The sequence below is a fragment of the Pseudomonas cistanchae genome, from assembly GCF_054483635.1.
Genome location: NZ_JBTLWN010000003.1, coordinates 345,788 through 357,985 on the forward strand (window position 1 = coordinate 345,788; position 12,198 = coordinate 357,985).

General features: G+C 61.3%; 11 protein-coding genes. 5 read left to right on the forward strand and 6 right to left on the reverse strand.

The window, feature by feature from the left end; genetic code table 11:
- Nucleotides 1–45 precede the first annotated feature (45 nt).
- The 4 genes from ACX0MV_RS11595 to aceK form a co-directional block, all read right to left on the reverse strand.
- Nucleotides 46–2,211: a retention module-containing protein gene (locus ACX0MV_RS11595; RefSeq protein WP_458982656.1), complete on the reverse strand. Its 2,166-nt coding sequence runs from the start codon at nucleotides 2,209–2,211 to the stop codon at nucleotides 46–48.
- Between the two features lie 271 nt (nucleotides 2,212–2,482).
- The gene (locus ACX0MV_RS11600) at nucleotides 2,483–3,088 is read right to left on the reverse strand and encodes a tRNA-uridine aminocarboxypropyltransferase (protein WP_458982657.1); all 606 of its coding nucleotides are present in this window, start codon (nucleotides 3,086–3,088) and stop codon (nucleotides 2,483–2,485) included.
- A gap of 147 nt (nucleotides 3,089–3,235) precedes the next feature.
- Entirely contained in the window at nucleotides 3,236–3,370 is a 135-nt protein-coding gene (locus ACX0MV_RS11605) for a PA1414 family protein (protein WP_458982658.1), read from the reverse strand.
- Nucleotides 3,371–3,629: 259 nt separating this feature from the next.
- Nucleotides 3,630–5,354, reverse strand: coding sequence for a bifunctional isocitrate dehydrogenase kinase/phosphatase (gene aceK / locus ACX0MV_RS11610; protein ID WP_458982659.1), 1,725 nt, complete (start codon nucleotides 5,352–5,354; stop codon nucleotides 3,630–3,632).
- A gap of 199 nt (nucleotides 5,355–5,553) precedes the next feature.
- Between aceK and ACX0MV_RS11615 the strand changes: the two genes are divergently transcribed.
- Nucleotides 5,554–6,459, forward strand: coding sequence for a DMT family transporter (locus tag ACX0MV_RS11615; RefSeq protein WP_458982660.1), 906 nt, complete (start codon nucleotides 5,554–5,556; stop codon nucleotides 6,457–6,459).
- Nucleotides 6,460–6,722: 263 nt separating this feature from the next.
- Here the strand turns inward: ACX0MV_RS11615 and cysK are convergent, their stop codons facing one another.
- Nucleotides 6,723–7,697 (reverse strand): cysteine synthase A, encoded by a 975-nt coding sequence (gene cysK, locus ACX0MV_RS11620; protein ID WP_458982661.1) that lies wholly within the window; start codon nucleotides 7,695–7,697, stop codon nucleotides 6,723–6,725.
- Nucleotides 7,698–7,816: 119 nt separating this feature from the next.
- Between cysK and ACX0MV_RS11625 the strand changes: the two genes are divergently transcribed.
- From ACX0MV_RS11625 to ACX0MV_RS11640, 4 genes are all read left to right on the forward strand, one after another.
- Nucleotides 7,817–8,911 carry a DUF748 domain-containing protein gene (locus ACX0MV_RS11625; protein ID WP_458982662.1) on the forward strand — a complete coding sequence of 365 codons (1,095 nt, stop codon included), beginning with the start codon at nucleotides 7,817–7,819 and terminating at the stop codon, nucleotides 8,909–8,911.
- A gap of 127 nt (nucleotides 8,912–9,038) precedes the next feature.
- Entirely contained in the window at nucleotides 9,039–9,884 is an 846-nt protein-coding gene (locus tag ACX0MV_RS11630) for an AAA family ATPase (protein ID WP_458982663.1), read from the forward strand.
- A gap of 49 nt (nucleotides 9,885–9,933) precedes the next feature.
- Complete coding sequence (locus tag ACX0MV_RS11635) at nucleotides 9,934–10,326, forward strand: GFA family protein (protein ID WP_458982664.1); 393 nt, start codon at nucleotides 9,934–9,936, stop codon at nucleotides 10,324–10,326.
- A 51-nt stretch (nucleotides 10,327–10,377) separates the two neighbouring features.
- On the forward strand, nucleotides 10,378–11,556 hold the full coding sequence (locus ACX0MV_RS11640) for a vWA domain-containing protein (RefSeq protein WP_458982665.1): 1,179 nt from the start codon (nucleotides 10,378–10,380) through the stop codon (nucleotides 11,554–11,556).
- A gap of 105 nt (nucleotides 11,557–11,661) precedes the next feature.
- Here the strand turns inward: ACX0MV_RS11640 and ACX0MV_RS11645 are convergent, their stop codons facing one another.
- Nucleotides 11,662–12,186, reverse strand: coding sequence for a DUF2937 family protein (locus ACX0MV_RS11645; protein ID WP_458982666.1), 525 nt, complete (start codon nucleotides 12,184–12,186; stop codon nucleotides 11,662–11,664).
- Nucleotides 12,187–12,198: the final 12 nt, after the last annotated feature.

Genomic DNA, 12,198 nt, shown 5'->3' on the forward strand with positions numbered 1-12,198 from the left:
CAGCGGCTGGCCGGCTTGCGCCGGCGCCTGTTGAACAGGTATCGGTTAAACGGTATCGACGCGCAGGGCATTGTCGCCGAGCATGCCATCGATAATCTGCGCCGCCCCTGAGCTGCCAACCATCCCGCCAGCACCCGGGCTGACGCCGTAGTGAGCCGCCAGGTCGATGCCGGACAGCTCGATGCTCTGACTAGGCGGTTGCCCTGCAGCGCTGCTGAGCGATACCACGGTGCTCACCGTGCCGCCGTTGTCGCTCACGGCGAAGTTGAAGTAATCCGCCAGGTTTCCACTCTCTTCGCCACTGAGCAGATCGCTCAGGTCCAGGGTATCGCCATTCGGCCCGCCGATGGTGAAGTCGAAAATACGGTCGACGCCCTGCTCGCCTGCGTTCCAGACGAAACTGTCCTGACCGCTGCCGCCAAGCAGAATATCGTCACCTTCCCCGCCAATCAGACGGTCGTTGCCACCCTGGCCGAACAACAGATCGTTACCAGCACCGCCATTCAGCAGGTCATCACCGCCGCGCGGGTCACTCGCCTGGTTCAAGGTTTGGGCCTGGGCAACGATGTATTCGCGCACCTGCGTAACGCTGGGCGCAACACCGCCGTTGCTGGCCTGCAGGTAATTCAGCAGCGCCTGGTAGCCCTGACCGTCATGACTGCCCGCGGGCTGCCCGGCCCAGGCTAGATGGTCGGTATTCAGGCTGTCGCCAAACAGGATGTCATTGCCAGCGCCGCCGCTGAGCGCGTCATCTCCAAGCGGCAACGGCACTATGGTGGTTGAACCGCCGCTGAGTAGCGCCTGCAGTTCATCGGCGGTATGGACGATCTGCGAATTGCCGGTTGGCGCCGTCACCGCAGTGCCGTCCGGCAGGGCCACGCTGCCCACGCCGCTGGGGCCCGTGTTGTCGAACATGTCGAGAATCGCCGAGGTGCTGGCAGAACCGATGCTGACACTGTGGACCTGAATCGGCTCACCGCCGATGCCGGTGTACAGCAGGCTGTTGGCGGCTTGCAGCGCTTCGTCGACATCACGGAAGTTGGTGATATTGGCGGTGTCGATGATCGGGTTGCCCAACTCGTCGAGGTACATGGTCGGCTGACCGTCCGAAAGGAAGAACGCCAGCTGCTCGAAGTTGGCCCCACTGTCCGCGCCGTTATCGACGATTTGCTCATTGAACCAGCGGGTTGCCTCGTAAAAGGCCGCTTCGTAGTTGGTGTGACCGGTCAGGCTGAGGGCGTCGATGGCCGCCAGCAATATGCCAACATTGGCCGCGTTCAACCCCTTGATCTGGGTCACCGTGCCGACGTCGCTATTGAACGGCAGCAACTGCACGTTGATCACGCCATCGTGATCCTTGAGCTGGTTGGCCAGATTGGTCAGGGCGTCCTTGGTCAGTTGAATGCGCGATATACCCGAGCCGGAATCGCGCTCCATGCTCCCCGAGGTATCGACGATCAGCGAGATGTTGTAGTTCTTGCCTGGTTCGGTAAGGCTCTGCACGCCCCCGACATCACCAATCAGCACATCGTTGCCCGAGCCGCCCTGCAGGCCGCCAGCCGCATCGGGGTTGGCCGGGTTTGGCAGCACGTGGGGCGTATCGGCGCCCTCCACATCACTGGCATTGCTGCCGACCACTAGCGCCGGTGGCACATCGACCGGCGGCGTTTCCGGATCAGGATCGGGCGGGGAGGCTTCGGGCGACGCCTCGTCGAGCGCCACTGGCAGCAGATCGGGCTCGAGTAGGTTCAGAGGCAGCGGCTGGGTGTCGAAACCGATTTCCGGCGAGAGTTGCCCAGCCGTCTCGTCCAGCAATACGAACGAATGACCACCACCACTGCCGCCCTGGCCACTGACCTGCGGGCCGGCGGCCGTTGCTTCTGCGTCTTCGGTGGGGTCTTCACCAGCGGCGATGGCACGTTGCAGCTCTTCGACTTCCGCCAGCTGCTGCGCATCCGGGTTGTCGTCCACCGGCTGTGCGCTCGCCTCGCCCGCCAGCAGCGAAGTGCTGAGCGTCAGCGTACTGGCGCGGCCCATGGTCAGCTCGCCGCCTTTGTCCAGCTGAATCGCAATGGCGCCATCGCTACCCGACACTAGCACCTCGCCCACGAACACCCGATCACCTTCGATCAGCTGGCGAGAACTCCCATCGATGCCAACCACCAATACTTCGCCGATTACCTGCCTGACTACGCCAATGGAACTGGGCATATGCACTCTCCCTTGTTAACCGCTACCTACCTGGAGGCCGCTGGATGCGTGGAACCAAGCCAAGCCATCGCACGCGCGCCGATTCGATCTGAAATGCATGGCACTGCAAACTGATCGTTGGGCAAGCAATTGGGTCGATTGGTTTAAGGGATTGTTAAGACCGTTTTGGCTGGCAAGCGGCTGCGGTCAGCACTTTTTACAAATCAACGTCGGACGGGCAGCACATAAATCGCCGAATGCCTGGCCAATTATTCAAACGTTGCGGACCGCGTCAGTCGTGACCAAGGTGATTGCGCTGGTATGTCTGCTCGCCCATCGCGTCGATCTGGCCATCAATCAAGGCATCGAAGGGCTTCAAGAGCGCGTCGAAACGCTGCGGCGCTTCGAGCAGATCGAGGGCGTTGACGATGGCTTCAAGGGTCGACACGGCATCTGCCGCTGGCGCCTTGCGCAAGCGATAACGCGACGGTTTCCCCGCTGGTAACGTCACCCGGGGAAGGCTTCCCAGCAGCGGATTGCAGTGCAGCAGCTTGCGCGCTTTGCGCCAGGTGCCATCCGGCACCACCAGTAGCATCGGCTGCGCTGTCGTGTGTTGCGCGACCTGCGCCAGCGACAGGGCGGTTTCCCCCGGAAACAGCAGATGGGCGGCATAGCCCGGCTGCGTCAGCAGCGTTGGCAGGTCCTCGAAGACCTCACCGACCTTCAGCGTTGCATTGAGCAGGCCGAGCGCGGCAAAACGCGCCGTATTGAGCGCGTGCCGGGTTTCACTCGGGTGTTGCAGGATCAGTATGCGTGTGCGGCTCGACAGGCGGGGAATCAGGGCACACAGGCAGCGGTCAAGCGGTCGGTCACAGCGGGGGCATTGAAGGCGGGGCATCGGCATCTCCTGACGCCGCGCAGTGTGCCACAGGCTTCAGGCGAAGCGCTGCAGCAAGTGCCCACCGAGAACACGTCAGGTGCTCGCCTGTCGAAATTGCGCAGTTTAGAGGCGGCCTGGTCTGCTCGTATCAGCAGACGCCCGCAATCAACGGCGTCGGCGTGGAGACTGCGGGCGACGCGAGTCGTCGTTGCGTACGGGGATGGGTTGCAGCTGCGGGCGGTCGAGCAAGCCCAGGGCAACCAGCAGATCGTGTAAGGCGTTATGCAACTTGGCGATCATGGAATTACCTCCTGCCAAGGACTTCGAGAAGGTGCTCAACGCACCCAGTGTCAGCGTAGATGAACCCCGGCGAATTGCCGAGGCCCGGGGCGAATCGAACCGCGTTTATACGACCAGCTGTCATGCCATCCGACGGCCGTATCACCTGCTATCGGCCGCGATGCCCGATTCTGTATCGACGTGTCAGACACAGATGCGTTCAATCAGGCGAATATTCAAGGGTGCGACACGTCTTGATACGCAATGCCGCGCGCCTCGGTCACTCCGTGCGCTCGGCTTTGCGTCGGTAAGGGAATACGTCGATCACCTTGCCGGCGCGGATCGCATCCTGCAGCCCTTTCCAGTAATCGGCGTCGTACAGATCACCGTGCAGCTCGCTGAACAGCTTGCGCTGCTGCATGTCGGCGAACAGGAACGGCGGGAATTCCTCGGGGAATACGTCCAGCGGCGCTACCGAATACCAGGGCTCGGAAGACATTTCATCCTCCAGGTAACGCGGCGGCGGAATGCGCCGGAAGTTCGCCTCGGTGAGATAACAGATTTCGTCGTAGTCGTAGAACACCACCCGGCCGTGGCGAGTGACGCCGAAATTTTTCAGCAGCATGTCGCCGGGAAAGATGTTGGCCGCCGCCAGCTGTTTGATCGCCAGACCGTAATCGTCCAGCGCTTCACGCACCTGGGCTTCGCTGGCACTTTCCACATACATGTTCAACGGAATCATGCGCCGCTCGGTCCAGCAGTGACGTACCAGCACCGTATCGCCGTTGACCTCGACGGTCGACGGTGCCACCTCCAGCAGTTCGGCCAGGCATTCCGGCTCGAATTTGCTGACCGGAAAACGAAAGTCGGCGAACTCCTGGGTATCGGCCATGCGCCCTACCCGGTCGACGGTTTTCACCAGGCGGTATTTCTCGATCACCGTGGCACGGTCGACGTTCTTCGACGGCGAGAACCGGTCCTTGATGATCTTGAACACGGTGTTGAAGCCCGGCAGGGTGAACACGCTCATGACCATGCCGCGCACGCCGGGGGCCATGATGAACTTGTCGTCGGTATTGGCCAGGTGATTGATCAGCGCGCGGTAAAACTCCGATTTGCCGTGCTTGTAGAAACCGATCGAGGTGTACAGCTCGGCGATATGCTTGCCCGGCAGAATGCGCTTGAGGAAGCCGACGAACTCCGCCGGGTAACCGACCCGCACCATGAAATAGGATCGGGTGAAGGAAAAGATGATCGACACCTCGGCTTCGTCGGTGATCAGCGTATCGACCTGAATGCCCTGCCCTTCGCGGTGCAGCAGCGGAATCACCAGCGGCCACTGCTCGTCGCGGGTATTAATGCGCCCGACCAGGTACGCGCCCTTGTTGCGATACAGCCGCGAGGAGAACAGCTCGATGCTCAGGTCCGGGTCCTTGCACACCCAGTCCGGCAAGTTTTCGCGCATCTGCTTGAGTAGCCGGGTCAGGTCGCGCGACAAGTCCTCGTACGCCACTTCGAAGCGGTAGTCGTCGAAGATCTGCCGCAGCGTACCCTCGATATCGCCCTTGGGCTGATAGACACGCGTCAGCGGCACGGGCGCATTGGCTCGCATGGCCGGTCGAGTGGTGTGAATGAACATGCAGCCGTCGTTGATCTGGTCATGGCTGAACAGGCCGCAATAGATCGAGTTGAACCAGGTTTCCGCCAATTCGTCGTCGCACCGCAGGTCGATCAAGGCGATGTAGGCCGACTTGACCAGCGGCCACTGGCTGACATCCAGAAGCACCTCATCGGCATAACTGCCGCGCAGCCGCTCGCCGGTTTCGCCCACGCACTCTTCGTAAAGCGCGATGCGGGCGGCCGACGCCTGCTGGATTTCCTGCCACTGGGCCTGCTCGAAACGCAGCCGCGCGCCATTGGTGATCTGGCGGAACTGCTCGCGATAGTCGTCGAAGCCATCGAGGATAAGCTTGGCGATATCGCCGGCTGGCCATTGCTGTGGCATGAACGAACCCCTGCTGAACGCGCTGATGATGCGGCGAGCTTAGCCAGTGCCGTCGCGGAGGAAAAGCGCCGATTGCACGATGCTGCAAGTAGCCCGCTCACAGGCCGGCCAAGGCGCGAATATAAAAGCGCTTTTCGGATTGCCTTGCGGCGCCCGGACCGGCAACACTGCGCGCCTTTCAAATGATTTGGAGGCCACTGTGCGCCCCGCCGATCTGATGCGTTTGCTCATGCTCGCCGCCGTCTGGGGCGCAAGCTTTCTGTTCATGCGCATCATCGCGCCCGTGCTGGGCAGCATGCCGACCGCGTTTTTTCGCGCCAGCCTCGGCGCGCTTGGCCTGCTGGTGATTTTGCTGATGATGCGGGTGCCTTGGGATTTTCGAGGCAAGCTCAGGCAGTGCCTGGTGCTTGGGGTGATCAACGCCGGCCTGCCGTCCGCCATGTACTGCCTGGCCGCGCTGGTTCTCCCCGCGGGTTACTCGGCCATCTTCAACGCCACTACACCGATGATGGGCGTGTTGATCGGCATGCTGTTCTTCGCCGAAGCGCTGACCCTGAGCAAAGCCGCAGGCGTCGCCCTGGGTCTGTTCGGCGTGGCGGTACTGACCCGAACCGGGCCGGTGGCCTTCGACCTTGACCTGTTGCTGGGCGCCGCGGCATGCCTGGTGGCAACCACCTGCTATGGTTTTGCCGGCTTTCTGGCCCGGCGCTGGATTGGTCAGCAAGGCGGCCTGGACAATCGCCTGACGGCCTTCGCCAGCCTGTGTGGCGCCAGCCTGTTCTTGCTGCCGTTGTTCGGCGGCGCGATGGCGGTGCAACCGCCTGCGCACTGGGGCGGCTTGGACGTCTGGCTGTCCCTGGCGGGGCTGGGCCTGATCTGCACGGCGTTCGCCTACGTGTTGTACTTTCGCCTGCTGACGGATGTCGGGCCGATCAAGGCATCGACGACCACCTTCCTGATCCCGCCTTTCGGCGTGCTCTGGGGCGCGCTGCTGCTGGACGAACCCTTGTCCTGGGCGTACCTGTACGGCGGCGTGCTGATCGCCATCGCGCTCTGGCTGGTGGTCCGGCCCACAACAACCCCGGCGCCGATCAAAGCCAGCTAAGCCGATAAATGGCGGATATCGAATTGCGCCATGCCTATCCGGGGTGCGCTATGTAGGGTGGACATAGCGGAGCGTTGTCCACCGCTGGCTGCCCAATGGCGGACAAGCCTTCGGCATGTCCGCCCTACGATGCCGGTGGTGCGGCCCAGTGCAGCGAAAGTGTAGGGTGCGCTGCGCGCACCAATGGACGGTCGTTTTGGTGCGCACGGCGCACCCTACAAAAAAGCCGCCCGAAGGCGGCTTGATCACAGGCCAGTGCACCCTTACTGCTGCAATTCCTGATCGGTAAACAGGTCGGCGAACAGCATGCTCGACAGGTAGCGCTCGCCGGAATCCGGCAGGATTACCACCATGGTCTTGCCTTGCATCTGCGGCTCGGCTGCCAGTCGCAACGCAGCTGCCATGGCCGCGCCGCAGGAAATGCCGCAGAGGATGCCCTCTTCGCGCATCAGCCGCTGGGCAACCGCCTTGGATTCTTCGTCAGTGACCTGCTCAACCCGGTCGACCATTGCCAGGTCGAGGTTGTTCGGCACGAAACCGGCACCGATGCCCTGGATCTTGTGCGGGCTGGGTTTGACTTCGTCGCCGGCGAGGGTCTGGCTGATGACCGGCGAGCTGACCGGCTCCACCGCGACCGACAGAATCGGCTTGCCCTGGATCTGCTTGATGTAGCGCGACACCCCGGTGATGGTGCCGCCTGTGCCTACGCCGGAAACCAGCACATCCACCGCGCCCTCGGTGTCGTTCCAGATTTCCGGGCCAGTGGTTTTTTCGTGGATCGCCGGGTTGGCCGGGTTGTTGAACTGCTGGGGCATGAAATAGGTTTCAGGGTCGGACGCCGCGATTTCCGCAGCCTTCTCGATCGCGCCCTTCATGCCCTTGGCCGGTTCGGTCAGTACCAGCTCGGCGCCCAGGGCTTTCAATACCTTGCGCCGTTCCAGGCTCATCGAGGCCGGCATGGTCAGCACCAGCTTGTAACCGCGCGCTGCGGCAACGAACGCCAGACCGATGCCGGTGTTGCCCGAGGTCGGTTCGACGATGGTCATGCCTGGCTTGAGCACGCCGCGCTCTTCTGCATCCCACACCATGCTGGCGCCGATCCGGCACTTTACCGAGTAGGCCGGGTTGCGCCCCTCGATCTTGGCCAAGATGGTTACACCGGCCGGCCCCAGGCGATTGATTCGAACCAGAGGGGTGTTGCCGATAGTTTGTGCGTTGTCTGCGAAGATGCGGCTCATGGCGATGTCCTTGTGCGTGCGTTGCCGAATAAGCGCTCAAGCCTAAGACTCATGAGCGCGGCAGTCCAGTGCCCGAATATTTGCTGGAACCCAGCCGTGGGTAACGAGTCAGTCTATTCATGAAAAGACGCTACAGCATTCCCCAATGGATACTCCTCGGCCTGCTCATCGCTTTGGTGGTGCTGCATTTCACACTGCCAATCCTGGTGCGCAACTACTTGAACGACAAGCTCGCCGACATGGGCGATTACCGTGGCCAGATCACCGATGTGGACCTCGCATGGTGGCGCGGCGCATACCAGATCAACGGGCTTGAAATCGTCAAAACCGATGGACGTGTGCCGCTGCCATTCGTCGAAGCGCCGGTTATCGATCTGGCGGTCAGTTGGAATGCGCTCTGGTACAAACGCGCCATTGTCGCCCAGGTGATATTCGAGCAACCGGTGCTCAACTTCGTTGACGGCGGCACCGACGAACAGGCCTCGCAGACGGGTGAAGGCACTGATTGGCGCGAGCAGCTGAAAAAGCTGCTGCCGATCACTCTGGATGAATTGCGCGTGGTCGATGGGCGTATTCATTTCCACAATTTCACCTCGGATCCACCGGTCGAACTGCAGGCCAGCGATGTCGATGCCAGCGTGTACAACCTGACCACCGTGGCGGACGAACAAGGCCGGCACGTTGCCCGCTTCGAGGGCAAGGCGCAGCTGCTTGGCCACGCGCCCCTGGAAGCCACCGCGTCGTTCGACCCGCTGGCCGATTTCGAGAACTTCGAACTCAAGCTGCGCACCACCGACATCAAACTGCCCGAACTCAACTCCTTTTCCAGCGCCTACGGCAAGTTCGACTTCAAGGCCGGCACCGGCAATCTGGTGGTCGAAGCCCGCGCCGACGACGGCGAGCTCAGCGGCTATATCAAACCGCTGCTGCGAGACGTTCAGGTCTTCGATTGGGAACAGGACGTAACCCGCGACGACAAGGGTTTCTTCCGCTCGGTCTGGGAAGCCATCGTTGGCGGCAGCGAAAACCTGCTGAAAAACCAGCGCGTCGACCAGTTCGCCACCCGGGTGGAACTCAGCGGCAACGTCCATCAGCAGGACGTCAGCGCCTTCCAGGCGTTTATTGCGATTCTGCGCAACGGCTTCATCCAGGCCTTCAACACCCGTTTCGAGTCCTCGCTCGAAGAGGGTGATCCCGCCCCAGCGGCCGAGTAACCGGCCATTCAGTGACTGAATGAGGCTTCTGCGTTCACAGAGGCCAAGGTCGCGCGTTATAGTCGGCGCTTCCAAATACTGAACCCGCGGGTATCGCCTGCGTATTTTTTCGTTCGAGGATTTACCGATGAAGTTCGAAGGCACCCAGTCCTACGTCGCCACCGACGACCTCAAGCTTGCGGTCAACGCTGCCATCACCCTGGAGCGACCCCTGCTGGTCAAGGGCGAGCCCGGTACCGGCAAGACCATGCTGGCGGAGCAACTGGCTGAATCCTTCGGCGCTCGCCTGATCACCTGGCACATCAAGTCCACCACCAAGGCTCATCAGGGCCTCTATGAATACGATGCGGTCAGCCGCCTGCGTGATTCCCAACTGGATTCCGAGAAAGTCCACGATGTGCGCAACTACATCAAGAAGGGCAAGCTCTGGGAAGCCTTCGAATCCGAGGATCGGGTGATCCTGCTGATCGACGAAATCGACAAGGCCGATATCGAGTTCCCCAACGACCTGTTGCAAGAACTCGACAAGATGGAGTTCTACGTTTACGAGACTGACGAGACGATCAAGGCGAAAAAGCGTCCGATCATCATCATTACCTCGAACAACGAAAAGGAACTACCGGACGCCTTCCTGCGCCGCTGCTTCTTCCACTACATCGCCTTCCCTGACCGCGCGACGCTGCAGAAGATCGTCGACGTGCACTACCCGGACATCAAGAAAGACCTGGTGGCCGAAGCGCTGGACGTGTTCTTCGATGTGCGCAAGGTGCCGGGCCTGAAGAAGAAGCCGTCGACCTCCGAGCTGGTTGACTGGCTGAAATTGCTGATGGCCGACAACATCGGCGAAGCCGTGCTGCGCGAGCGCGATCCGACGAAGGCCATCCCGCCACTCGCCGGCGCCCTGGTGAAGAATGAGCAAGATGTGCAGTTGCTCGAGCGCCTGGCGTTTATGAGCCGCCGCGCCAGCCGCTGATTGAAGCCTGCCGCCTGCGGCAGGCCATCCCGCTGATGGAGGAAGTGTTATGCATACCGGAAGCTGCCTGTGTGGCATCGTCAAATACCGCATCGACGCGCCTATCACGGCTCTGAGCCACTGCCACTGCAGCATGTGCCGTAAAGCGCACGGTGCTGCTTTTGCGACCTATGCCAGCGTGCCGCTGGAGGCTTTTCATTTCACTGAAGGCAAGGATCAGCTCGGCGCGCATCACTCCTCCGAACATGTAACTCGCACGTTCTGCAAACGCTGCGGAGCCAACCTGCAATTTGTCGACAACCGCGATCACACCGTCGGCGTGACTGCCGGCACCCTCGACTCGCCACTCGGGGTGCTGCCGCAGAAGCATATCTTCACCGGCTCCAAGGCCGACTGGTATGAGATTCGCGACGGCCTGACTCAGCACACCGGCGACACTTGATAACGGCTTTATTTCCTGTGCCTTGATACGTCGGCACGACCTGAGGTGCCCATGCTGCTCAACCTATTCAATGAAATGCGCGCCGCCAAGGTGCCGGTATCGGTGCGCGAGCTGCTCGACCTGATCAACGCGTTGAAACACAACGTGGTGTTCGCCGATATGGACGAGTTCTATTTCCTCTCGCGCACCATCCTGGTCAAGGACGAGCGGCATTTCGACAAGTTCGATCGCGCGTTCGGCGCCTACTTCAAGGGCCTGGAAAACCTCAACCAGCACATTGAGGCGTTGATCCCCGATGAGTGGCTGCGCAAGGAATTCGAGCGCTCGCTGACTGACGAGGAGCGCGCCAAGATCGAGTCCCTCGGCGGCCTCGACAAGCTGATCGAGGAGTTTAAGAAGCGCCTGGAAGAACAGAAAGAACGCCACGAAGGCGGCAACAAGTGGATCGGCACTGGCGGCACCAGCCCGTTCGGCTCCGGCGGTTTCAACCCGGAAGGCATCCGCGTGGGCGACGCCGGCAAGCGCCAGGGCAAGGCGGTCAAGGTCTGGGACCAGCGCGAGTACAAGAACCTCGACGACCAGGTCGAACTGGGCACGCGCAATATCAAGGTGGCCCTGCGCCGCTTGCGCAAGTTCGCTCGCCAGGGCGCCCAGGATGAACTCGACCTCGACGGCACCATCGACCACACCGCCAAGGACGGCGGCCTGCTGAACATCCAGATGCGCCCGGAGCGGCGCAACACGGTGAAACTGCTGATTCTGTTCGACATCGGCGGCTCGATGGACGCCCATGTGAAGGTCTGCGAAGAGCTGTTCAGCGCCTGCAAGACCGAGTTCAAGCACATGGAGTACTTCTACTTCCATAACTGCGTGTACGAGTCGGTGTGGAAGAACAACCTGCGTCGCACCTCCGAGCGCTTCTCCACTCAGGACCTGCTGCACAAGTATGGCGCCGACTACAAGGTGGTGTTTGTCGGCGATGCGGCCATGGCGCCCTACGAGATCACCCAGGCCGGCGGCAGCGTCGAGCACTGGAACGAGGAACCGGGCTACGTCTGGATCAAGCGTTTCATGGAGAAGTACAAGAAGCTGATCTGGATCAACCCCTACCCCAAGGACACCTGGGGCTACACGGCCTCGACCAACATCATGCGCGAGCTCGTGGAAGACCAGATGTACCCGCTGACGTTGCAGGGCCTGGAAGACGGCATGAAATTCCTGTCGAAATAACCACACCTCTCAGACAATCAAGGCCTTTTACGGGCCTTGATTGTTTTAGCGGCTGTTTACGCTTACTGCCTGATGGCCGACGTGGAGCACACCGCAGGGAGGTGCTTAACGCCAGTGCCGCTGCTGCACTTTCTGACTGCGTCCTGCACCCAACAGCATGCCCACCAGCAGTACCAGGCTTTCCAGCAACCAGGCCAGCAGCAGTGCGCAGGCAATGCCCCAGGCGATGGCTTCCGGCGCCAGCAACACCTGATAGCGGTAGGCCGCGAAGGTTTCCTCGATCAACTCGGGGTCGGCGGCGGTCGCAAGGTGCCAGACTTGGCCATACCAAGGCCCCTGCATGGCCTTCGCTTCCATCTCCAGAAACTGTCCGCGCTGCACCAGCACGCTCACACTGTGCGCATCGCTGCGCATCACTGGATCCTTGCTAACCTGATAATGGGCCACCAGCGCATCCAGGTCACCCTTGAAAAAGCGTCGGGCGGTGTCACGAAAGCCCTTGAGTCCCTGCTCCGACTCGATCCGATGCGCCTCGACCCGCTTGCTGTAATCGTCAATAAAACCAGGCACCTGAACGCCCACCAGCAGCCCCAGACCAAACAGCGCCAACCGCAAGTAACTCCTGAACATCGCTCCCCCCTC